A 23,446-nucleotide genomic window follows, 5' to 3' on the forward strand; every position below is an offset into this window, starting at 1 on the left:
CCTGCACCACCATTTAAATAAAAAGTGCATGCCATAATTCTATAACTTCATTCCCTAAACAAAGAGGAGGGGAAGGTTTCCTTTATCCAAACCAGTACCTGGTCCTGGTGTATGATATGGTAGGTTCGGCTGAGAACCGGGGATTCATCGTTGAATATCTCCACCATTTCTGGACTGGATTTTTCCACAGCCACTGATTTTATCTCCCGGCGAGACTCAATCTGGTGTTTTTTAAGTATACGTCCAATGGGGATGTCGGCACGAATGAGATCTTCCTTAAAATCGTTGTTTAAACGTTCCACTGGAATTAGGGAAACAGCATGTATCAGGGGCTCATCCCTTTCAATGACCACCACCCGGTAGTTCACGGCATCACCCCGTTCTACCTGCAAGAGATTGGCCATTTCCTCATCAGCCTCACGAAGCTCCTGAATTAGGGTCCTGATTTTCACATGTCCCTTCAAAACATCCAGGATGGTAGTTACTGACCCATCTGTTGCCAAAAGAATCTTCTGGGCACTTGAAAGGCTCCCTAAATTCTTCTCAATCTCTTTTATCCCATTTAAGATTACTTCATCCATTTTTATCCCTTGGATCTCTTATCTCGCCATAAATAGCAGAATAGGCCACCACGGCAGGATTGGCCAGGTAGACCTCCGAATTAGGGTCGCCCATACGTCCCACGAAATTTCGGTTGGTGGTGGCTACACAGACCTCGCCATCGGTGAGCACTCCCATATGAGCACCCAGGCAGGGTCCGCAGCCAGGATTGCATATCAGGGCCCCGGCGTGGAGGAAAGTCTCTATGATTCCCTCTCCCATAGCATCCAGGTATATCTGGCGGGAAGCAGGTACCACAATCAGACGAACATCTTGATGAACCCTATTACCCTTTAGAACTTCGGCTGCAATACGTAAATCTTCTAAACGACCGTTGGTACAGGAACCAATAACTGCCTGGTCTATATGGGTTCCACTGACCCTCGAAACCGGTCGGACATTATCCACATTATGGGGGCAGGCTAGTTGAGGTTCCAAATCATTTACCTGGAAATGATATTCACGTTCATACTGGGAGTCCGGATCCGACTTAATAAGATCAAATCCTGCCACCCTTCTGTCCTTCAAATAATCTAAGGTAGCCTGGTTGGGTTCCATTATGCCGTTTTTGGCCCCGCATTCAATTACCATGTTGGCCATGGTCATCCGACCCGATACATCCATAGAATCTATGGTATCCCCACTGAACTCCAGTGACTTGTAGGTAGCACCATCTGATCCAATTTCACCAATAATATTTAAAATAACATCTTTAGCTGTAACGTAGGTGGGTAGAGCCCCATCTACCCTGATTTTATAGGCAGAAGGTACCATGAACCAGTTTTTTCCACTGGCAAACACCGCTGCCATGTCAGTGGCACCCATGCCCGTGGCAAATGCACCGAATGCCCCGTAGGTGCAAGTATGGGAGTCAGCACCCACAACCACCGTTCCCGGCTTAATATAACCCTTTTCCGGCAGTATCTGGTGACATATACCCTCTCCATGAGTGTAAATATTTTTAATGCCCTGTTCCCGGGCAAATTCCCTGGTAATTCTCTGGAATTCCGCAGAACCGGGGTTGTTAGCAGGCACGTTGTGATCGTATACTATCACAATCCGATCTGGATCCCACACTCTTTGGGCCATTTGACGGAAAGTTTTGATGGTGGGAGGGGAAGTTCCATCATGGCTCATGGCCAGGTCCACCTGGGCCTCAATGATTTCTCCAGGTTGCACTTCTTTTAAAGAAGCCGCCCTAGCTAGTATCTTCTCCGTGATGTTCATAAAGTTAAAAATACTCCTTAAAAATCTTTAAATATCAACTGGACCCCTAACTGACCGAATAATCTCATTAAATACATCATCATTGATATATTTGCCTTCTTCTCTTTTTTCTTTGACTCTTTCCACGATTTTACAAAGTTCATCCCGGCTTACATCAATACCACATTCGGTGAGCTTGGCCTTCACAGCCCGGCAGCCGGAGTGCTTTCCAAGTACAATACGTCGGTGATGGCCTATTAATTCCGGAATAAACGGTTCGTAAGTTAAAGGCTCCTCAATAACTGCGTCAACGTGTATTCCTGACTCGTGTCGGAAGACATTTCTACCCACTATAGGTTTATTTTCAGGGATTCGCATGTTGGTCAATTCCTCCACCAATCGGGAGAGCTCATAAAAAATGCCGATGTTGAAATTGAGATCTACCCCATAAATCAGTAATAACGTCATTACCAGCTCTTCTAAGGAAGTGTTACCGGCACGCTCCCCAATACCATTTACTGTGGTGGAAACAGCACTAGCACCGGCTAAAAGACCAGATATGGAATTGGATAAGGCCATTCCGAAGTCATTGTGACAATGGAGAGATATCTCCGTTTTTAACTCTTTTTTGAGCTCCCCCACCAGATAAGCCATGGCCTGAGGACTTATTGCTCCCACGGTATCGGCGATGTGAACTCGATCCACCCCGTAGTCTTCTGCTTTTTTATATATCTGCTTTAAGAAATCTATATCAGTACGGGTGGCATCTTCAGCAGAGAATGCAACAAAAAGTCCATGATCCTTGGCGTGTTCAATGGAGTTAATACAGATATTCAGTATTTCCGCTCTCGTCTTCTTAAATTTGTGTTTAAGGTGTAGATCAGAGGTTCCCATGAAGGTTATAATTCCATCTACATCACAATCAAGGGCCATATCAATATCTTCCTTACGGGTCCGGGATAATACTAATATGTCGGCGTTTAAATTTTCATTAACGATAGCACGTACTGACCGTCTTTCTTCATTTGAAACTATGGGAAAACCTGCTTCTATTTGATGAACGCCCAACTCATCCAGTTTTCTGGCTATTTTTAGCTTTTCAGGAGTTCGAAGACACACCCCCGGGGTTTGTTCCCCATCACGAAGGGTAGTATCGTAGACTGTAATCTTTTCTGGAAACTTCAAATCCACCTGCTGATTATAGGGACTTACCATATATCGCAAGAATATTCACAACCTGATTTTTTTAAAAACACACAGTAAATGCGCCATTAATTGTATAATAAATACTTAATCCGATTTTAATCAACTGAAACTATGATTAAAGCTTCAAATGGAGTTAACAATCTGAAACTAATCTTTTAGTCTATAATCATTTTTATATAAATGTACCTTTCCTTTTATTTAAATATCATCCACGGGGCATAAGCCAATCCACCAACCGCTAACTTCCTTCCGGTCAATGGTTCACTAAATTCGCACCAATACCCTTTTTTAATGTATGCCCAATATCTCCAGGTAGGATCTCCTTTCAAAACCTTCCCTTATTCCCAGCTTTCTGTAAACCGCAAAGATGTGGTTCAGAACTTCCTGATAATCTTCACCCTCTTCGTTGTCTTTTTCTATTTCCACAAAATTTCCCGCTCCTTTGACCCTATCCAGAGTTATGATAAGATCATCCAGAGAATAAATGGTCCTGTGCTTTTTTACGGTGGCTACCGCCCTGAAACCCAGATTTTCAAATATGGCTCCTGCTCGAAGGGGATCTTCAACACCCATCTCGATTTCAACCCTGGTTTTACTGAGTTCATCCAGCTTAGCACCCTTATAAGTTATAAAGGTCTTTTTAGTGCCATCATAATGGACTTTTCTAACTCTAAGGGCTTCATCAGTCTTAGCGAAATCTTTATGAGGAGCATTGAAGTAAATATCTTCCTGGTATTCTTCTTTAATCCACTTTGCACCTATAACCTTTAATTTACTGGCAACATTAGAAAGATCAGGAGCATGGGCCTTAACTTCCACTTCTATCATGTTATCTAGTCCCAATATCACTTATTGACAGTTATCCTACTTTTTTTTCAATAGAATGACGGATATAATCACGAGCATCCTCTATCTGGGCCAGATAATTGTCGATCATATTTTCAACAATATCATAGGCAGCAATCTCCAGGTCACGATCTTTTTTCAGGGCTTTTTTTTCTTTTAAAATCTTTTCTTTGGATCTTTCACGTCCGAAAAATCCTTTTTTGTTGGGATCCTCTATTTTTTGAAGCTTATCCAGATAATCCATTCTGATATTTCTAACATCACTACGAACATTGTATCTAATCTGCCGGAGTACCTTTTCATACTCCTCCAGACTGTTAAGAACCTCCATGGCATCTCTAATGGATGATACATCTATTTCAAGCCCTTCAATTTCCAGATTTTCCAATTGTTCCCGGTACCTTCTGGGACTGACCATACCAAACATCCCCTTTTAGAAAAATACTGCTAATAAAATTATACTATATTTATATGCCCATGGTATTTATAAGTAGTTTGGCTTCTTTTTTAAGGATAATGTATAATTTTCCTATTAAAAGATAAAAAAGAGCTATTTATGTCATCTAGCCCTGTTTAGAATAAATGAAAAAAAAATAAGAATAATCAAGCTGTTTGTGATCATCTTGGATTGGATGGTGGATTGTTGATATTGCAGAAGACACCTTCCCAATAGCCACTTTTTATAAGTAAAGGAGTACCATCTATTATTCGTATGTCCTTTTTTGTTATGCGGTGTGTGATTAATACCTACCCGATTTTTACAATGAAGTCACACTTTTAAATTAAATATAAAAAACCATTTATAAAACATAAAAGTACATTGTTAATGACTATGCACTGGAGGATTAATTAGATGTCAGATGTGGAGATCAAAGTGGAAAATATTGTGGCATCTGCCACTTTAGGAAAATCCATAGACCTTCCCCAAGTTGCCCCGGCCTTGGAAGGTGTGGAATATAATTTAGAACAATTTCCTGGGCTTGTTTATAAATTAAAAGAACCTAAAACGGCAGCGCTAATTTTTGGGTCAGGTAAACTGGTTTGTACTGGTGCTAAGTCCATCGAAGACTCAAAAAAGGCTATTCATATTGCTGTCGATAAAATGCGAACTCTGGATCCAGACATACCCACTGAATTTGAAATAAAAGTCCAGAACATCGTGGCATCCGCCAATCTGATGAAAACTTTAAACCTGGAAGCAGTGGCCCTTGACCTGGAAAACACAGAATACGAACCAGAACAATTCCCGGGCCTGGTCTATCGACTTGGTGAACCTAAAGTCGTTCTATTATTATTTGGTTCTGGTAAAGTTGTTTGTACTGGTGCAAAAACCATTCCCGATGCCCAGTTGGGTGTTGAAAAAACTAAAGAACGATTAATCGAACTAAGTTTACTTTAATTATGTCCTCTAATGAACTGATTGGTGATGTTTTGATTAAGCTCATAGCATTTGATCTCGATAATGTATTGATAGATGGAGAAGCCATAGATGAGATAGCCAAACTAGCTGGCGCTGAATCTGAGGTTTCAGAAATTACCCAACAAGCCATGGAAGGTAAATTAGATTTCGAAACTGCCCTAAAGCAAAGGGTAGCCTTATTGAAGGGTACTTCTGTAGAAGAAATTAACAAAGTGGTACAGGAAATACCCATAATGGAAGGGGCGGAAGAAACCATAACCGAACTTAAAAATCGAGGTTATAAAATTGCCACCATAAGTGGTAGTTTTGAAAACATCGCCCAGCGATTGAAGGACTTGCTTGACTTAGATTATGCCTTCGCCAACACGTTAGAGGAGGATGAAGGATTGTTAACAGGCGAAGTTAGTGGTCCTCTGGTTGAAGGTTCTAAAGCAGATATACTTGCTAAAATAATGGATATAGAAAAAATATCTTCCGAAGAGTGCGCTGCAGTCGGTGACGGCGCCAATGATATTTCAATGATTGAAAAAGCAGGTGTAGGCATTGCATTTAATGCTAAACCTGTATTAAAGAAAAGTGCCGACATTATAGTAGAAAAAAAGGATTTGAGAGAATTGTTGAATGTATTTGATGAAAAACCTGTGGAAGGAAATTTGGAAATAACTTTAGACTCCAAAAAAAGTTTTAATGAGCTTCTGGACGAGAAAAGAGACTTTGAAAAGAGATTAAGAGAAATAACCACTGTAAGGGATAATCTCAATGAAGAGGCCAAGGTTCACCGGGAAGAAAGGGACAAATTAAATTCCCAAATACGAGAAAACCTGGATAAAGCTCTTAAATATCGTGACGAACGGGATAAAATAAATAAAGACGTTCAGAAGTACAAGAAGCTGCGGGACGAAGTTCACCAGGAATACAAGAAGATGGAATGGGCTTCAGGTAGGAGAGAAATAGTTAAAATCCAGGACGAAATTAAACGCCTGGAAAAAACCATAGAAACCCGTGTGCTGGACATTAGAAAGGAAAACGAACTGGTAAACAAGGTTACAGATCTTAGGAAGAATCTGCAAACCCTCCAGGAAGACGAAGAAACCCGTGAGGAAGCACTGGAACTGAAAGAAAAGTCAGAAAGCTATCACGCCAAAGTGGTGGAACTGTCTGACAGTGCCCAGGAAACACACGAGAAGATGTTAGAGTACTTCCGAAAGATTGATGAAATACGATCCCAGGCCGACGAAGCTCATCAAAAATTCATAAAAACCAGAGACACCGCGAACCAGGAACATGAGAAAGTCAAATCTACTCTGGGAGATATCCGAAGGCTGAACAAGGGACTTGATCGTGTTAAAGCCAAAGAAAGAAACAGGGAAACTGAAATTGTAAGGCAGCAGAACAAAGAAGAAAAGGAAAAAGCTGAAGATATTTATCGTAAGTTCCGAGAAGGTAAGAAACTTTCCACAGAAGAGTTACTGCTCCTGCAGAAACACAACATTGTATAAGGGCTAATATGCCCTCTACTATAATTTTTAGATTTTTTTATAAGCCCTTTTTTTTGGCCATTTTTCTATCTTTAACTAATTGTACCCGTGATATTAATGAACGAAGCCGAGTCGACCCCGAAATCTGATAAAAATCAGATTAAAATAGCGGCACTTCTGGTGGCATGTATAGCATCCTTTTTCACTCCCTTCATGGGATCTTCCATTAACATTGCCCTACCCACCATAGGGGCCGACTTCGGTGCGGATGCTGTACTTTTAAATTGGGTAACGAATGGTTTTTTATTAGCAGCTGCTATATTTGCAGTTCCCTTTGGTAGAATAGCAGATATACATGGTATGAAGAAGATCTTCACCTACGGGATGACTATATTCACCATCGCTTCTCTGTTATGTGCTTTATCTCCCAACACATTATCACTCATCGGTGCCCGGGTTCTGCAGGGTATTGGAACCGCCATGATCTTCGTCACGGGACTGGCCATCATTACCTCGGTCTACCCGCCCCATAAGCGTGGAAAGGCCATTGGAATAAATGTAGCATCGGTATATGTGGGTCTGTCTTTAGGGCCAGTTTTAGGCGGTTTGATGACCCAGTATCTGGGTTGGAGGAGTTTGTTCTTCCTGATGATTCCCTTCGGAATTCTGGTTATCGCACTGGTGTACTGGAAACTTCATGACGAGTGGGCTGCATCCCGTGGGGAGAAGTTTGACCTGGTAGGAACCATCCTCTACAGTCTGATGCTATTTTTAATAATGTACGGATTTTCAGGCCTTCCCAATATATCCGGAATAGTAATGTTGATATTAGGAGTTGCCGGACTTCTGTCCTTCATCCGCTGGGAAATCAGGACAGAAAGTCCTGTTTTTAATGTCGGGCTTTTCAAGAACATGACATTCGCCTTTTCCAGCCTGGCCGCACTTATAAACTACAGTGCCACCTTCGCCGTGACTCTGCTTTTAAGTTTCTATCTGCAGTACGTCAAGGACCTGGACCCACAAGTGGCAGGTCTCATTCTGGTGGCCCAGCCAGTGGTGATGGCCATAACGGCGCCAATAGCCGGCAGAATGTCGGATCGCTTTAACGCCCGGAGAATAGCAGCCACGGGCATGGCTACGGTGACTTTAGCACTGTTCACCTTCGTCTTCCTGGATGGTAACACACCTATCAACAGTATTATCATTGGATTAGCTATTCTAGGCTTGGGATTCGGTCTTTTCTCCTCCCCCAATACCAACGTGATAATGGGGTCTGTGGAGAGAAGGTTCTATGGAGTAGCCTCAGCCACGGTGAGTACCATGAGACTCATCGGCCAGACCATGAGTATCGGGATTGCCACCCTGGTGTTTGCGTTGTTAATAGGTCGGGTACAGATAACCCCGGAACAGTTCCCCGCCCTTCTGGAAAGCATTCATCTCTGCTTCATCATCTTCACTGCCCTGTGCTTCGTGGGTATATTTGCATCGTTGAAGCGGGATGGGAAGAAAGAAACGGGCAATGAAAGCTAAATACCTTCCAAATTTTTTTAAGGCAAGACCAAAATTGTATCTACTTATTTTTTTAAAATTCCTTCACGCTCATGAAAATTAACTACAACCAAACGGCACTAACCCTAATCATAATAGGAATTAGCCTTTTTATCATCAACGCTGCAGATGTTTATTTAGGGTATTATTTAACACATGGCAAAGGATTTCAGATTATAGGGATACTTTTGATGGTTGTTGGAGTATTTATCTGGATGAGATTCCGTTAAATGAATTTTAGGATGAAATTTTAGAAATTCCATCCACTTTTTCAATGCGGAATATTTGGTCTGCAAAGCTCTCCAGTTCTTTTTCGTGCGATACTATAATTATCTGGGGACATTCTAGTTCTTCCAGTATTTCACGTAATTTAAAGAGCTGTTCCTTGCTGAAACCATCGGTAGGTTCGTCGAGAATTAGCACGTCAGACTTAATACCTGTAGAAACCCTCTGAACTATACTATTCAATGCCAACCGGTAGGCTAACGCTATGCTGGTTTTTTCACCACCACTAAGATAGTCAATTTCCTGTTCATAACCATCTTGTTCAACTATGGGTGTAAAATCCTCGTTAATTAAAGCAGTCTTGTCAGGATCATCAACCAGTATAGAGAACCATCGTTGGAAGTGCTGGTTGAATTCCAAATTGATGCTCAGCATTACCTGATTCTCAATGTTTTCTAGAGATGGTATGAAGAATTCTTTTATCCAAATATGATATTCCTGTAACTTTTCGCCTTTTTCTTTGAATGACTTTTCCTTTTTTATTCTGGCTTTCAAATCCTGGATCAGATCATTTAAAAGCTTTACTGCAGTTTTTTTGGAGGATATTTCTCCATTTAAATCAGATAATTTATTTTCAACTTTTTCTTTTTGGGATTCAAACTTCTCGATTTCTTCTGAAATTTTCTTACCCTCGTCAATTTCATTTATTAGTTCAACAAGAGATTTTTCATCATGAATAACTTGCTCTCTAAGTCCCTGGATTGAATCTTCATTTCTGGTAATCAAACCTTCTTTTTCCTTAATCTGGTTTTCTAAGGTTGATATATCTTTTTGGAATTCGTGATACTTACGGAGGTTTACTTGAAGAGTATCAGTTTCTTTAATGCCGTTTTCACATTCTTCCAACTTTGATTGTAATTCCTGGAGTTCAGAAAGTAATGGTTTCAATTTTAGTTTAATCTCCACAGAATCCAAAGGCCGATCACAGGTGGGGCATACATTATTATTTTCAATGGCCTTATAATCATCGATTTTAGCTTCAATAGTTGCTTTACGCGTGTTAAGATACTTTTCAGCGTTTCTCAATTTTTCTAGTAATACTATTAATTCTGCCTCTTCTTTATCAGTAGGCAGCTCAAATTCATTAAATTGTTCTATTTGGGGATTATAATTTTCATTAATTTGCTTAAGGGCTGACTGATTTTCATCCTGTAGTTTTTTAATCATTTGGTTATTATTTCGAATTTGATCTTCCACCAGGGGCACCTTACCCTTAGCTTCGCTTAATCTATTTTTTTCTTCCTGGTGTCTTTTTATTTGTATTTTTAGACCATCCAGCTCTTCTCGTATTTTCTGGCACTCGTCTGAAAGTTCTTTTATTTTGAAAAGGTTTTTATCTAATTCCTGAACCTTTAAAATAAGTTCATCTTGGTTGGAATTTAAATTTGAAGCCTTAGATGTTAATTCGACTGATTTTCTATCAATAACCCGAGCCACGTTAATAGCATTGCTCATGGCAATCTTATAATCCTCAATTCTAAGAGCCTTTCGTAACGTTTGCAGTCTTTGATCCGGAGACATCTGTATAATAGCCTTCATTTCCTCTTGGGGAGTGAAGACCGCGTACCGGTAAATCACACTTTTAGCCCGGCTGTTGGCTGGTTCGTTAAAGTTAAGGATTTGAAGAATTCTTTCCTTCATCTCAGTTGGGGAAAGCTTAAATTCAGTCCCATCAATATTTATGAAGCATTTATCCTGCTGTATAGCGTTTTTTCGCTTTGATAAGGAACGATAAGCAGTGAACTGAGAGCCGTCCACCTGAAATTCCAATAAAACATGTCCTTTAGTGGCACCTATACGCAATAGGGCCGCTCCCTTCTCCGAGCCAAGCCCAAAAAGAGCGAATTCAATGGCCATAAGAATAGTTGATTTCCCTGAACCTATATCTCCCTCAAATAAAGTTATTCCTTCACTGAAATCGATTATAGCATTTTCATAACTTCGTATATTCTTAAGGTGTAATGAATTAATTTTCATAAAACACCTCCTCCAAGTGAAGGGTGTAAATAGAATCTTTTTTTACGCGTTCTTCATAGTCTTTTTTCTTTTCATTGAGTTTCTGTTCCTCTCTTAGTGTCCTTAAAAGTTCAACAGCCAATTTTATCCCTTTATCCTTCTTGAGCTCTACAAGGGACAAATTCACATCCCCCACCCTATCTGAGAAAAGGCGTTTTTCAATGGAAGGTATGTCACTCTCAGTTATCTTAACCTTCACCTGTTCCATGGTAGTCAGCCCATGACGGTTAATACCCACATAAAGTGCGCCTTTGCGTGTTAAAATGTCTTTGATTGCACGGGAGTCAATAGTAGATGTTTTCCCGCCAGATAACTGTCCACGTATTTTAACTAATACCACTTTTTGGTTCACATCTATTTTTTCCAATCGTTCGATCAGATTGTTCTGTACTTGAATTGCATTCTTTCCATCTGCATCTTCGTACAAATATTCGTACTCACAGACGGGTAAGGGGATAAATTCAACCTTCTCAACTTTATCCTGGAAGTTAACCAAGTAGAATCCTCTTTCCTCACCTTTGGCACTGATTTCCATATCCTTAGAGTATGATCCAAAAGTGGGCCCAGGATAGATCAAGGTACCGAATCCTTCAGGATCGTGTTCAGAATGTAGATGAACATGACCCCCTGCATAATAATCAAAGCCTTTGGGGAATAATGAGAGGGGTATGGAGTCCATTTCAGACAGAAATTCGGGTTTGAAGTCGGTTATTGCACTATGAAAAACAAAGATCTTGAATCCCGGTTCAATTTGCAGGCTCTCTCTGTCCAGAGCATCATAGTAACTAACTTCAAGACCCATTTTCCGGGCAGAAATTCCACAGAGTTTGGCACCGGTACCAGGATCCTGAAAAAATTTCAATTTAAGTTTTTCATCTTCTACTTGGCCCTCAACTATTTTCTGTATTAAGCCAGCGCTGTTCAATAAATCTATGATAGAAGTTTCATTAGGGCTGTAATCATGACTACCATAATTGACATAAATAGGAATTCCGTAATCTCGCACTTCCCTCATCTTCTCTACAGCATCCTTAACAGCACCCATGTTGGGGAGGTTGGAGTTAAAAAGGTCACCAGATATTATGATAAAATCAACTTGTTCCTGGATACACCTGTCCATACAATTTTTAAATGCTTTCATTTCTAATTCTTTAAGTTCAGGGTATTTCTGGGCGCCAATATGACAATCAGCTAAATGTGCAAATTTATACATCTAAGACCACCTAAATAAAGGCTAATTTACCTCTATTTCCAGTTTCTTCAGTTTCTTCGTCCAAATACTTTTCAATAAATTCCTCAAAAAATGGGGTTTTTATAGGAACCGCAAAGCGGGTAAAAATACTGGTAACGATTGCTTCACCTTTGTCCAGACTAGCAATGTTTCGATTATCATCCGATAAGTCCTGAGAAGCACTGGCCATTATTTCTGACCTTTCCTGAGACATTTCATTTCCAAGAATGATTTTGGTGTTCATATTGGCTAAGATGGTCTTGGGTATAAGGCTGACTAGTTGGGTAATAGCAATGAGTCCAATATTGAATTTCCGCCCCTCACGGGCAATTGTACTATAAACGTTGTGTCCCTGTGCGGATATTACATCTCCACCGAGTACACGTGGTGCTTCCTCAATTACCACACCTATAATAGGTTTTTCTCTCAAAATATTTTCTGCCTTGTACCGCTGGTAGTTATTGAATATGGTTCCGGTTATTATACTGCCCACTACAAGTTCCACATTTCCCATTAAACGGGAGGTATCAATTACGACAATTTTACCTTCCTCTAAGGATCGTATTATGTCTTTTATAGTACTTTCACCGGCTGTGTCGCTGAACAACTTGTTTCTAGATTGGAAATTTCCATCATCATCGATGTAAATACCGAGTATGCTGTTAAATTTCCTTTCTATAACCGTAAGTGTACCTGGCTTCACACCTTTAATATTTACTCCTTCTAATATCTTCAAAATCCAACTTTTACCATACATACTGTAAGCCAAATTTACTGCGTCATTTTGAGCCTCGCTAAAAGTCACAATACCCCTAAAATGATGTGGTTTAATGGATTCGAGATTTATTATGAGTGAATTGGTTCCAGGGGGAGCATCAGGTGAATAGTAGACTAGATTCCCACTTTTAGGATGATCCTTTAGGCATTTCTCGTTACGCCCATAATACTCATCGTGGGGATCTAAAACCAGGATTCCAAACCCTTCAAGTTCTAGAATGCTCCATAACATTACTTTAACCAGATTACTCTTTCCTCTACCGGTCGTAGCTGGTATAAGGATGTGATGAGGAATTGCATCCTTAGCATTAAGATATACCCGGGATTTGATTAATTTCGAACCACTTCTAACATCTCCGACGTATAATGGATTTTGGGGCTTGGTTAAAAATTTGAGATCTTCTTCGTTAACGTGCCTGACGGAGCTGAAGAAGTTTGGCAGAGATTTTGGTATACCGGACTGTCCGTCTCTTATCTGTAAAATGGCCTTGGCCTGGGCCACGATGTAGTTACGTAATTCTGGCTCCATGAAGTCCAAACTGGCTCCCTGTCCTTCCAGCTTCATTCCAGATATGAGTTCACGCATGGACTGGGGAACTTGGCTGTGATACTGAAGATCAGTAACTTGCAAAATAAGGGAGTTATCAGCCATCTCCTCCACTAAGAGTAGGTCTCCCATCTCCAATTTTATTCCACTTTTTTCCCTGATCAGAATTCGCGCTACTCCTCCACCAATAATTTGACCTACCACATCCATCTTACTCACCTGCCAAATAATTTAAAATCTCATGTCCATCAACTGCCCTCATATCGGCCAGGACCTTTTGGAGCATTCCGGGCTTTTTTGAGATCTCAGATAAAATTCTCGTTTCATAAATACCCATTTCATCCTCTCGTACCCTGGCCTGGAGATCCGCATCTATTAAACCATAAGGATATCCAGGAAAGCATAAATCCACAGAGTTTTCAGCTATAGCCTCCACCACACCAATTACTCCCTCTTTCTTTATTTCCTGAGCTTGTTCTTTTAATATTTCAAACCGGAAAACATGTCGAGAATTAGGATTAAGTTTAACTGCCATTATTAAAGCCCTATATTCCTTAGATGAGCATCTTCCAACCGGACAATAGCACCAAGCCACGTCTTCTATCCCAGACTCTTCGGCAAAGCGCTTGATGGAGCCAAGAAGTGAAAAATTACTGTCTGTAGTTAGATGGGATGTTTTCGATAAACCTGTAAAAACGGTTTTATTTCTTTTAGCCGCGTCGAACGCGTCTTCAGAGTATTTATCCTCATTGGCGAATGATATTTGAAGAGATCCATCCCTAACCAGCAAATCATTTTCTCCCAGCTCATCTTCGATGATATGTTTAGATAAAGACCATTCTGCAAAACGACGGGCAATAGATGCCACTCTCTCCATATCATATCGAGTTACTCCGTAAAAACTAGCCCTAGTTCCAGAAGTGAAGCTCAAATCAGTTTCACTTGGTAGATAATCATTAAATTCATCAATAGAAGGGAAAATGGAGGTTTCATAAGCAATATCTCCCTCATCCTCATTAAAATATGATGTGGTCAATGACAAGAATTCCATCTTAATGGGAAGGTCTGAAACCGGAGTTATACGTTCTTTACCTTTGAATAAGTTGAAATATACGCGATTAACCTGAAGAGAAAAATTAGGAGCGTGAATTATCTCCTGATTTCCTCCATCAACAAAAGCCATTTTTCTATCCGCCATCCCTAATCTGATGGGATTAAAGTTTTTTTTGTGCAGTTTATAGGCTTCACAATCTGTACTACGAAATAAAGGGTTTCCAATTGGTGCATCGAGACTTTTTTGCAATTTATCAACTAAATTTCCAATGTTCTTAATTATAACTCCCTCCAAACCCTTATAAAAATCTAATCAGCGGTTTAAAAGCATTTATTTCTTAAATTATATGTCAACGTATCAAATATTAAATATTACTAAAAATATGAGTCATTTTAGTTTTACTTGAATATCATCGAGATTTTATAGGATTACTAACAACCTACTAACCATGCCCACTCCCCACCAAGAGGTCCTGGTCCTGAATACTCTGAAATATTACCAGGCTGAATACAAGGAAGGTGTCCCCCTGAGCATCCTGAAACTGGATCTGGACCTGAATGATGACCAACTCCACGAATTAATCCATACCATGAAATCAAAGGGGACCATTACACTGGCCAGTGGTAAAGTTAATCTGATAGAAGCTGAATCCTCCGAAGAAAGTGTTGAAGAGATTACGGTGGAAGTAGAAATATCCTCCCCAGAAACTCCGGAAAAAAAGGAATCATCGGAGATCTTGCCCGCCGAGGAATTGCCAGTTGAACTTTCAGAAACAGAACGTGCATCTTTAGAATTAATAAGATCCTTAGCCGACGAATCAGGAGCCGTATCACGCCACATATTAGAGGGGCATCTGTTATATGGGGATTTGAAGCTCAGCAACCTCCGGGTTTACAACCTTCTGAACTCCCTGCAAAATAAGGGTCTTTTAACCCGGATTCAAAGGACAGATGGCTCCTACTATCGTTTATTAGAAATTTAGTAACTCACCAGGCGTAAGGATTGAATTCTGAGGGGGGAATATACATTATCTCTGCGTATCCCTTTTTTAGTAGTTGCTGGTTGAGGTTCAGGCCTCCCACGTAGACCACCGCCAGGGTGCGCCCGTATTTATCCGTCTGTTTTTCATCGTCAATATCTAAGGAAACCGTCTGGTAGAGACACTGGTCCTTAATGTATTCTTTGGCCTCGGCATATCCTGATTCGCCTCTTTCCGGTGTGTTCACACCTACCAAACGAACTCGGCCCACCCCCTCCACATCGATGGTATCACCATCCACCACATGGTAACATCTTCCAGTTACCTCACCTGAAGAAGATGCTGGTACAGTGGTAGTGTTATTGAGTGAGCTGGAGGTTGTTTTATCATTGGATAGGCCCGTGTAAGATTTATTATAATCTTCCTGCACACAGCCAGCCACTGAAACTATGAATATTGCGATTATAACCAGTATTATCTTGAAATCCATGTTATCTATTAAATTCTTATAGATGGACCTTAATTATATGTTTTGATTAAAATAAAAAAAGATAATTAGTCTGTCCTGCGTTGAACAGACTAGGCTGGTGTTAGGTATTTGGGATTCTTGATAACATGTTCTTTGCCATGAACGATGCAGTAATCCGCGTCACATCCACCTTTTTTCATGTCACAGTAGAACATTCCTTCAGGACATCCCTGAGCGCTGGTGTAACTTAGAATACCTTTTTTCTTGCAGTGCGGACAGTAGTTTACGTATTTCCCGTGATGAATTTTGTAATCAGTTGATAGACTACAGGAACACCTTGCGTCTGCTTCTACATAGTCAGCAGTTATGACTGGGTTACCTTGTGTCACTTTAGTGGTGGTTTTTGAAGCGGCAGAAACCGCTTTGGTCGAAGTGGTCCTTTTATATCGAACCTTCTTGATTTTGACCAAGTACCGTACCCGTTTCCATTTCTTGCCTATCTTTTTCCATTTGTAGACGTATTTGTAACGGTATGTACGGTAAGTTTTGTATTTGGATGCCTTGTAGGTTTTTGAACTTTTGTAGGTCATTATGGAACGCACGAATTTATATCTGATACTCGAATATGCGTAGGTCGTTTTGTAACTTGCGTCCACTTCCACGGTTTTTTTGTCGGTGAGTATCTTTGAAGTTTCCTGTGGCGTTAGTTCATTGTTATCTGCCCCAAATGGCAGGAAAAAAAGAACCATACCCGATATTAATAAAATTGCATAGATGGGTTTATGTTTAATTTATACCGCCTCCACATTGCTGTATTACTACAACATACACTGTGGGTAAGATTTTGTCTTCAACACCCATGTAATAAAACTTTTCATTTAAAACCGACAGAAAGGACGTTAAAAGATTGATTTTGAGATTTAAAGCCTTCAAATAGGGGATTATACTTTATCATTTTCAATGATGTTTCCTCTTTAATATTTTTTAGAAATTAACTGGATTAAAACTTAGATTTCTAAAAAAATCAGTCCCTAATATTATAAATTTTATAATTATTTCCTTAAAAGTGAACAATTACCATGATTAATTATCAGAATCAAATTAACAAGGATTTTGTATAATTTAATCATGAAAATGATGGTTTTTTTATATAATTTTTACTCAAAAGAACCAGATCAGCATATTTTTATAAACATACTTTTTCCATACAATGATATAACCCACACTATATCAATATTATTTTAAAGGAGGTAAGGATGATACTGGTCACAGGAGGAGCAGGTTATATTGGCTCCCACGTCAACAAAGAGTTAAATAAACAGGGATACGAAACTGTTGTTCTTGATAATTTAAGCTATGGTCATGATGATTTTGTGAAATGGGGAACCCTGGAACGTGTGGATCTCTCCAACACCCGTGAAATCAGGAGAGTATTCCAGGATTACGCTTTTGAGGCAGTTCTGCACTTCGCAGCCTTTACCTACGTTGGTGAATCGGTAGAAAACCCTCAGAAATATTATTTAAACAACTTGAGAAACACCTTAAATTTGCTGGAAGTAATGCTGGAGTTTGAAGTTAAAAAATTGGTCTTCTCATCTACCTGTGCCACCTACGGTGATCCTATTGAGATCCCCATCACCGAAGAACACCCCCAAACCCCCATCAATCCCTATGGCAGGGGGAAACTTATGATGGAACAAATACTCAGAGATTACAGCCAGGCTTACGGTCTGAGATACGCTTCACTCCGGTATTTTAATGCAGCTGGAGCAGATCCGGATGGGGAAGTTGGAGAAATGCATAACCCGGAAACTCACCTCATACCGCTCATACTGGACGCTGCCCTAGGTAAAAGGGAGGCTATAAAGATCTTCGGCACGGATTATCCCACAGAGGATGGTACCTGCATCAGGGATTACATTCACGTAACTGATCTGGCAGATGCCCATATAAAGGCCCTGAAATATCTTGAAAACAGGGGTGAGAGTGACGTTTTCAACCTGGGAAATGGAAACGGATTTTCAGTCAGGGAAGTAATAGAAGAAGCCAGAAAAGTGACCGGAAGAGAAATTAAGGCCATTGAAACTGATAGAAGACCTGGTGATCCTCCGATTCTGGTTGGAAGCTCAGAGAAAGCCCGTGAAATCCTGAAATGGCAACCCAGATTCTATGATCTAAGTCAAATTATCAGTACAGCCTGGAAATGGCATGAAAACTTAAAAAAAAGGGATAAAGGGACCTAAATGTCCACAAATCTTATTTAATTATTTGCTTTAAATACTCTCTCATCTCTTCCCCCACTTCCGGATCCTCCAGAGCCATGTCCAGAGAGCTTTTAAGCCACTCCAGAGTGGTTCCGATGTCATAGATACGACCAGGGAATACGTGGCCATAAATAGAATCCAAAAGACGCATGGCATCGGTTAGCTGAATCTCTCCGCCAACTCCCGGTGGCACCTCCTCCAGATAATCGAATATTTCCGGTTGCAGTATGTACCTGCCAGTAATGGCCAGATCAGAGGGAGCCTCATTTAAAGATGGCTTTTCCACCATATCCTCGATGCGATATACTGATTCTTCTACTTTCTGGCCCTTAATAATCCCATATCTCTCGATCTTGTCCTTGGGAACCTTTTCAATGGCAATAGCTGATGCATTATATTTTTCGTAAACATCAATAAGGTTTTTAGTACAGGGAGTGCTGTGCTGGGTTATGGTATCGCCTAAAAGGACGGCGAAGGGATCTCCATCCACGTGTTTCTGGGCACAGAGTATAGCATCCCCCAGACCTTTCTGTTCTTTCTGACGAACATAGTATATATCGGCCATGTCAGATATGGCCTCTATTTCAACCAGATAATCTATTTTACCACAGGATTTAAGGAAGAACTCCAGTTCGAAGGAACGATCAAAGTGATCCTCAATGGAACGCTTTCCCTTACCGGTTATGATCAGTATATCATCAATTCCTGAAGCCACTGCTTCCTCCACCACATACTGAATGGTGGGTTTATTAAACACCGGTAACATTTCTTTTGGCTGGGCCTTAGTAGCCGGCAAAAATCTGGTCCCGAGCCCTGCAGCAGGTATTACAGCTTTCATTATCAGATGCCCCCTAAAGGTATTAAACTTCTTAAATCTGTTTTGTAATGATAATCCTATTTATTTAATCTTCTTTCAACATATATCAAGTTATAGGTGTCATCGTGGGTGTTTTAGTAAGAAGTTGATCAGTTGTCCTTTTTCGCCTGGAATTATCTTCAAAATTCGGGCCACAATTGTATGAAATCCTTTTTTGACATTCCTCTAATCCTTATGGTCTTTTGTTGACTCTTCAGTCCTGATACCAACTCTACCGGACGGCCAGTTAAATTGGAAAATTCTTTAATGATCTCCTTATTGGCCTTTCCCTTGAGTGGGGGTGATTTTATTTTCACTTCCAGGGTTTTTCTCCAGGCATTATAACCAGCCAGGGCGAAGTGGTGGGAACGGGTTGTCACTTCAATATCCACCAATAAATCATCTCCAGCTATCCGCACCGCCTCCATATAATCACCTGCTCCATAATATTTTGAGTGGATCTTAAGTATTAAGTTTGGGTGAATTAAAGTTGGGTAACATTTAAATAGGGAAAGAAAAAAAGTAGGGTATGCTCTATTAATTCTTGAAATCAATTAATGTTAAATGCAGGGGTGGTCGAGCGGTCAAAGGCGCTAGGTTGAGGGCCTAGTGGGTGAGTCCCTTCGCGGGTTCGAATCCCGTCCCCTGCACCATTTTAACCTGTTATTAAGAGATTTATTATCATCTATCTAGGGCTCTATCTTGGCTTCATCGATTATGATCTTGACTTCCAGCACTTTGCCTTCCTTCAGATCTTGGATTAAAATGGAGTTAAGATCACATGCAGCCTTATCCGCCCTGATCATGAGGGTGCGACTACAAGTATAGTCACTGGTGCGGCATACCATGTCAGTGGGATGATCCAGAGTTAGAAGGGGGTGTCCGTATCCGGATATTTCGTCCTGATCATTTTCCGTCGTTAAAATTAATTTTATAACCGTATTTTCCTGCTTTAAGGCCATTTTCATCTGAGAAGGGATATCCTTCATTACCGAGCCGGCTGAAACACCAATAATGCAATCCGCTGTTTTCCCTATTTCCTGATCCCTGGTTACCTCGAATGTGGATCGGTGCTGAGATGTGATATTGGGATGTCCCTGTGCTTTGAAGGTGAATTCCATGATCTAATACTCCTTTTCCGGGAATTAATTCTTTAGTTCATACTTTAGATAACTAAATTTGAGGAAGTCCTATATAAAGGTGTTTTAGCTAAAAAGATAGTTACCCAAATTACAAAAAATGACAGGAACTTAATGTTAATGAAATGACAACCAGCCCACCCTTAACCGGCGTATATTGCCTTATCATAACTCTGAAAGAGAAATCTCCCATTCAGATTGGGAAGAAAGGAAAAATCATCTTTGAAGACGGCTGTTACGTGTATGTAGGCTCTGCCCTGAATTCCCTCCTGCCCCGTATAAAGCGACATTTAAGGCAGGAGAAGAAATTACACTGGCATATAGACTATTTACTTCAAAATGGAAATTCAGAAATAGTCGAGGTAAAATATGCACTTACCACTGAGCGTCTGGAATGTCAGGTGGCCAATGAAATTTCCAATAGGGGATGGGGTATAGAGAAATTTGGTTCATCAGACTGCAAGTGTCACTCCCATCTTTTCTTTTTTAATGACTGCTTAGAAGCAGTTGAAGCCTGTAAACGTGCCTTCAGTGTATTGGGACAGGAACAGCAAACCATTAAAGATTTGAAAAAATCTAGATAATTAGGTGTCTTTAGAATCTTCCGATCCACCACGATTGCTCTCAGGATGACTTGAACACTTAATGTCAAGCGGGATCAGAATGCAGGGTTTGTTCCGTATTAACCCCATAATCCCCTTAAAAAGGAAAATCAGACATTTTACCCATAAACACCAAAATCGTGGATAATATGGCTACACTTTAGAATTAATTAAACTGGTGAAAGAATTTTTCGAACTCCTCCACATCCATGGGCTCCGGTACCACGAATTTCTGGTTACTCAAAATGGAAGCTGCCAGTTGACTATAAGTTTGGGCCTGTTCTGATTCTGGAAACCTCTCCACCACCGTTTGGGCATTGATTTCACTCTTTTGAACCAGATCGCTACGGGGTATAACTCCTACCACTTGGGAACCTATTTTCTCCGCAAATTCTCTTACCATCTCTTGTTCTCGTTCTATTCCCCGGCAATTACAAATTATACCACCAAGACGGCCTTTAAGCTTCTTTATACCTTTTGATATATTGTTAGCAGCGTAAAGAGCCATGTATTCCCCGGAAGTTACTATGTACACCTCTTTGGCATACTCCTCCCGGAGTGGAACTGCAAATCCACCACAAACCACATCACCAAGGACATCGTAGATTATTATTCCCAGATCATCCTCGAATACTCCTATTCTCTCCAGGAGACTCATGGCCACAATTACTCCCCGGCCAGCACAACCTACCCCTGGTTCCGGCCCTCCGCTCTCCACACAGATGACATTACCATAACCAGTGAATAAAACATCTCCACCGGAGGCGTTTTTATTCTCACGCATGGTATCCAGGATGGTGGGGATCCGTCTTCCCACCAGAGTGCGAGTAGTATCCGCCTTGGGATCACAGCCTATAACCATGACCTTTTCATTCTGGGAGTAGGCTGCGGCCAGATTAGAGACCACTGTAGATTTTCCTATACCACCCTTACCGTAAATGGCAATACCCCGGGCCTTTTTCATCTCATCTCACCATGGCGGCTATGATGTCGCCCCGGGTCACCAGGCCCATTATTTTACCATTTTCATCCACTACCGGCAGTCGGTTAATATTATGAGTATCCATTAGTTGGGCGGCATCAGATAAATCCGCTTCAGGACCGATGGTTATTACCTTGGTGGTCATTATCTCCCCAATAAGCACCGATGCAGCCTTGTTCATGTCTTCAGCGATTTCATCCAACTCATATTTCATACGCACTGGTAATTCGATGAGATCCAGGGGAGCAGGAAGAATCAGGTTGATGCGGGGGGAGTGTACCTCCAAAAGTCGCATGATATCACCTTCACTTATTATTCCTACGAGAAGGCCCTCTTTATTCACTATGGGTGCTCCACTGATCTTATTATCCCGCAGGCTCTGTGCTACTTCCACGATTCTATCCTCCGGGTTGAATTTGATTACCTCTTTCTGCATGGCATCTTCTATTTTCATCACATGACCATCTCCATTATCATTTCCATAAGCGTGGTTTTCTATCTAAAATTTGTGATATAGACTTCCTGGATTAAATTATTATATTTTAGTATGGTTTTATAGGATTATTTCTTTTTCCATTTTGCGTTATAAATTTTAATAGAGAAAAAACAAAAGATAACACTCATTTAAAGTTAAATAAACTTTTATTATACTTGAACTTTTATTATACTTTTTCATGAAGTTTGTATATCAGATCCCGAGGACGCACCCTGGTTTCAACCATTAATCCGACATTATCTCCTTTCCCCGCCTTTTGAATTCTTTTTCCGTGGATTTCTAAGGATCCTACCTTTTGGACTACTGATCCCGTGGTTGGGCCTTGAATTATCACCTCATCTCCTTCTTGGAGACTATCCCATAATCTTATCTCTGCAGCCTGTGCCTTTTGGTAGTAATTAACCACTTCACCGACATCTTTTTTAAGATATGTGGCCTGGTTAGAACTGCTGATCTGGTGGGGGATTTTAAAATAAAATCCAGTGTCAAATCCCCGGTTAAACACCTTTCTAAGGTCTTTCAACCATTTATCTTCGAATTTCCAGTGTCCACTTAGATTACGGTCCATGGCCTCCCGGTACACCCTGGTGACCGTGGCCACGTATTCAGCGGGTCTGGCCCGTCCCTCAATTTTAAAAGAGGATATTCCAGCATCCATGAGTTCCGGTATGTGCCCCACCATGCAGAGGTCCTTGGGACTTAGTATATGTCCAGTTAAAATGTTTGAACCCGTTTTTGGGTTTTCTGGAAAATTTTTTTCTATAAGAAGTTCTTCTGAATCGTGAGAAGTGAGTTTCCATTCCCTGCGGCAGGGCTGCAGGCACTCTCCACAGTTAGCACTTTTCTGGTACAGATGTGAACTTAAGAAACATCTTCCGGATATGGCCAGGCACATGGCTCCATGCACAAAAACTTCCACCTCCAGGGGACTCTTCTGTACAATTTCTTTTATCTCCAGGAGGGATAGTTCCCGGGAGAGGATCACTCTTTTTACCCCCAGTTCTTTCAGCAGCTTTAAAGATTCAATGTTGGACACATTGGCCTGAACACTCATATGCACATCCAGGTCTCCTTGTCGAGCCAGGTTTAGAATACCCAGATCAGATGCAATTAACGCATCCACTCCTGAAGAACTAATTTCTGGCAGCTTCCCCCTCAAATCCTCCAAATCATTATCCCGCATAATGGTGTTGGTGCACAGGTATAACTTAACACCAGCTTCATGACAGCGCCCTACTGCCTTTCTCAAATCCTCCAGGGAGAAGCCCCCGGAGTGGGCTCGCATATTGTGTCCTACCAGGCCCACATACACGGCATCAGCCCCATTATTAATAGCAGCACTTAGGGCCGAAAAATCACGCGCTGGCACCAGTAATTCTACGATATTATCACCTCTCATGTTTGGGATCATCTTTAGTAGCAATCAAAAAAATTAGTATACTGTT

The 23,446-nt window shown here is 40.8% G+C and carries 23 protein-coding genes and 1 tRNA gene; 7 read left to right on the forward strand and 17 right to left on the reverse strand.

The genetic code is table 11. The features are described from left to right. Nucleotides 1-47: 47 nt before the first annotated feature. From FGU46_RS02100 to FGU46_RS02120, 5 genes are all read right to left on the reverse strand, one after another. Nucleotides 48-581: a chorismate lyase gene (locus FGU46_RS02100; protein WP_286476040.1), complete on the reverse strand. Its 534-nt coding sequence runs from the start codon at nucleotides 579-581 to the stop codon at nucleotides 48-50. Further along, on the reverse strand, nucleotides 574-1,827 hold the full coding sequence (gene hacA, locus FGU46_RS02105) for a homoaconitase large subunit (RefSeq protein WP_286476042.1): 1,254 nt from the start codon (nucleotides 1,825-1,827) through the stop codon (nucleotides 574-576). Before hacA ends, FGU46_RS02100 begins: the two co-directional genes overlap by 8 nt. A gap of 27 nt (nucleotides 1,828-1,854) precedes the next feature. After that, nucleotides 1,855-3,030, reverse strand: coding sequence for a homocitrate synthase family protein (locus FGU46_RS02110; protein ID WP_286476044.1), 1,176 nt, complete (start codon nucleotides 3,028-3,030; stop codon nucleotides 1,855-1,857). Nucleotides 3,031-3,300: 270 nt separating this feature from the next. Beyond that, nucleotides 3,301-3,840, reverse strand: coding sequence for a class IV adenylate cyclase (gene cyaB, locus FGU46_RS02115; RefSeq protein WP_286476047.1), 540 nt, complete (start codon nucleotides 3,838-3,840; stop codon nucleotides 3,301-3,303). Nucleotides 3,841-3,871: 31 nt separating this feature from the next. Beyond that, nucleotides 3,872-4,276 (reverse strand): hypothetical protein, encoded by a 405-nt coding sequence (locus FGU46_RS02120; RefSeq protein ID WP_286476050.1) that lies wholly within the window; start codon nucleotides 4,274-4,276, stop codon nucleotides 3,872-3,874. A gap of 435 nt (nucleotides 4,277-4,711) precedes the next feature. Here FGU46_RS02120 and FGU46_RS02125 point away from each other — a divergent pair, with 435 nt between their 5' ends. The 3 genes from FGU46_RS02125 to FGU46_RS02135 all read left to right on the forward strand — a co-directional run bounded on the left by FGU46_RS02125 (nucleotide 4,712) and on the right by FGU46_RS02135 (nucleotide 8,286). Continuing rightward, nucleotides 4,712-5,257 carry a TATA-box-binding protein gene (locus tag FGU46_RS02125; RefSeq protein WP_286476052.1) on the forward strand — a complete coding sequence of 182 codons (546 nt, stop codon included), beginning with the start codon at nucleotides 4,712-4,714 and terminating at the stop codon, nucleotides 5,255-5,257. 32 nt (nucleotides 5,258-5,289) lie between these two features. Then, nucleotides 5,290-6,777: a phosphoserine phosphatase SerB gene (gene serB / locus FGU46_RS02130; RefSeq protein ID WP_286476054.1), complete on the forward strand. Its 1,488-nt coding sequence runs from the start codon at nucleotides 5,290-5,292 to the stop codon at nucleotides 6,775-6,777. A gap of 96 nt (nucleotides 6,778-6,873) precedes the next feature. Continuing rightward, nucleotides 6,874-8,286: an MFS transporter gene (locus FGU46_RS02135; protein ID WP_286476056.1), complete on the forward strand. Its 1,413-nt coding sequence runs from the start codon at nucleotides 6,874-6,876 to the stop codon at nucleotides 8,284-8,286. Between the two features lie 255 nt (nucleotides 8,287-8,541). Here FGU46_RS02135 and FGU46_RS02140 read toward each other — a convergent pair whose 3' ends face one another. Genes FGU46_RS02140 through FGU46_RS02155 form a run of 4 tightly spaced genes read right to left on the reverse strand, consistent with a single transcriptional unit; the run spans nucleotide 8,542 to nucleotide 14,508 of the window. Beyond that, on the reverse strand, nucleotides 8,542-10,566 hold the full coding sequence (locus FGU46_RS02140) for an AAA family ATPase (protein WP_286476058.1): 2,025 nt from the start codon (nucleotides 10,564-10,566) through the stop codon (nucleotides 8,542-8,544). Continuing rightward, nucleotides 10,556-11,818: a metallophosphoesterase family protein gene (locus FGU46_RS02145; RefSeq protein ID WP_286476059.1), complete on the reverse strand. Its 1,263-nt coding sequence runs from the start codon at nucleotides 11,816-11,818 to the stop codon at nucleotides 10,556-10,558. Before FGU46_RS02145 ends, FGU46_RS02140 begins: the two co-directional genes overlap by 11 nt. 10 nt (nucleotides 11,819-11,828) lie before the next feature. Continuing rightward, a complete protein-coding gene (locus FGU46_RS02150; protein WP_286476061.1) occupies nucleotides 11,829-13,370 on the reverse strand; it encodes an ATP-binding protein in 1,542 nt (513 codons plus the stop codon). Between the two features lies 1 nt (nucleotide 13,371). After that, nucleotides 13,372-14,508 carry a DNA double-strand break repair nuclease NurA gene (locus tag FGU46_RS02155; protein ID WP_286476064.1) on the reverse strand — a complete coding sequence of 379 codons (1,137 nt, stop codon included), beginning with the start codon at nucleotides 14,506-14,508 and terminating at the stop codon, nucleotides 13,372-13,374. A gap of 154 nt (nucleotides 14,509-14,662) precedes the next feature. Here FGU46_RS02155 and FGU46_RS02160 point away from each other — a divergent pair, with 154 nt between their 5' ends. Beyond that, nucleotides 14,663-15,196 (forward strand): hypothetical protein, encoded by a 534-nt coding sequence (locus FGU46_RS02160; RefSeq protein WP_286476066.1) that lies wholly within the window; start codon nucleotides 14,663-14,665, stop codon nucleotides 15,194-15,196. Between the two features lie 4 nt (nucleotides 15,197-15,200). Here the strand turns inward: FGU46_RS02160 and FGU46_RS02165 are convergent, their stop codons facing one another. Both FGU46_RS02165 and FGU46_RS02170 read right to left on the reverse strand, forming a co-directional pair. Next, nucleotides 15,201-15,683, reverse strand: a complete 483-nt coding sequence (locus FGU46_RS02165) for a thermonuclease family protein (RefSeq protein ID WP_286476068.1) — start codon at nucleotides 15,681-15,683, stop codon at nucleotides 15,201-15,203. Nucleotides 15,684-15,772: 89 nt separating this feature from the next. After that, on the reverse strand, nucleotides 15,773-16,411 hold the full coding sequence (locus FGU46_RS02170; RefSeq protein WP_286476070.1) for a hypothetical protein: 639 nt from the start codon (nucleotides 16,409-16,411) through the stop codon (nucleotides 15,773-15,775). 507 nt (nucleotides 16,412-16,918) lie between these two features. Here FGU46_RS02170 and galE point away from each other — a divergent pair. Then, complete coding sequence (galE, locus tag FGU46_RS02175; RefSeq protein ID WP_286476072.1) at nucleotides 16,919-17,905, forward strand: UDP-glucose 4-epimerase GalE; 987 nt, start codon at nucleotides 16,919-16,921, stop codon at nucleotides 17,903-17,905. A gap of 13 nt (nucleotides 17,906-17,918) precedes the next feature. On the opposite strand, the gene galU is transcribed toward galE, so the two are convergent. Further along, nucleotides 17,919-18,764 (reverse strand): UTP--glucose-1-phosphate uridylyltransferase GalU, encoded by an 846-nt coding sequence (gene galU / locus FGU46_RS02180; protein ID WP_286476074.1) that lies wholly within the window; start codon nucleotides 18,762-18,764, stop codon nucleotides 17,919-17,921. A 158-nt stretch (nucleotides 18,765-18,922) separates the two neighbouring features. Further along, on the reverse strand, nucleotides 18,923-19,210 hold the full coding sequence (locus FGU46_RS02185) for a DUF167 family protein (RefSeq protein ID WP_286476076.1): 288 nt from the start codon (nucleotides 19,208-19,210) through the stop codon (nucleotides 18,923-18,925). Between the two features lie 138 nt (nucleotides 19,211-19,348). Between FGU46_RS02185 and FGU46_RS02190 the strand changes: the two genes are divergently transcribed. Continuing rightward, a tRNA-Leu gene (locus FGU46_RS02190) sits at nucleotides 19,349-19,435 on the forward strand. 36 nt (nucleotides 19,436-19,471) lie between these two features. Here the strand turns inward: FGU46_RS02190 and FGU46_RS02195 are convergent. Further along, complete coding sequence (locus FGU46_RS02195; protein ID WP_286476078.1) at nucleotides 19,472-19,903, reverse strand: DUF371 domain-containing protein; 432 nt, start codon at nucleotides 19,901-19,903, stop codon at nucleotides 19,472-19,474. A 143-nt stretch (nucleotides 19,904-20,046) separates the two neighbouring features. On the opposite strand from FGU46_RS02195, the gene FGU46_RS02200 reads away from it, so the two are divergent. Continuing rightward, on the forward strand, nucleotides 20,047-20,505 hold the full coding sequence (locus FGU46_RS02200) for a GIY-YIG nuclease family protein (protein ID WP_286476080.1): 459 nt from the start codon (nucleotides 20,047-20,049) through the stop codon (nucleotides 20,503-20,505). A 184-nt stretch (nucleotides 20,506-20,689) separates the two neighbouring features. Here the strand turns inward: FGU46_RS02200 and cfbC are convergent, their stop codons facing one another. From cfbC to FGU46_RS02215, 3 genes are all read right to left on the reverse strand, one after another. Then, entirely contained in the window at nucleotides 20,690-21,487 is a 798-nt protein-coding gene (cfbC, locus tag FGU46_RS02205) for a Ni-sirohydrochlorin a,c-diamide reductive cyclase ATP-dependent reductase subunit (RefSeq protein ID WP_286476082.1), read from the reverse strand. Between the two features lies 1 nt (nucleotide 21,488). Further along, complete coding sequence (locus tag FGU46_RS02210) at nucleotides 21,489-21,959, reverse strand: CBS domain-containing protein (RefSeq protein ID WP_286476084.1); 471 nt, start codon at nucleotides 21,957-21,959, stop codon at nucleotides 21,489-21,491. A gap of 208 nt (nucleotides 21,960-22,167) precedes the next feature. Then, entirely contained in the window at nucleotides 22,168-23,400 is a 1,233-nt protein-coding gene (locus tag FGU46_RS02215) for a U32 family peptidase (RefSeq protein ID WP_286476086.1), read from the reverse strand. Nucleotides 23,401-23,446 lie beyond the last annotated feature (46 nt).

The sequence above is a fragment of the Methanobacterium sp. CWC-01 genome, from assembly GCF_030323845.1.
In the GTDB taxonomy this organism is placed as follows: Archaea; Methanobacteriota; Methanobacteria; order Methanobacteriales; family Methanobacteriaceae; genus Methanobacterium; species Methanobacterium aridiramus.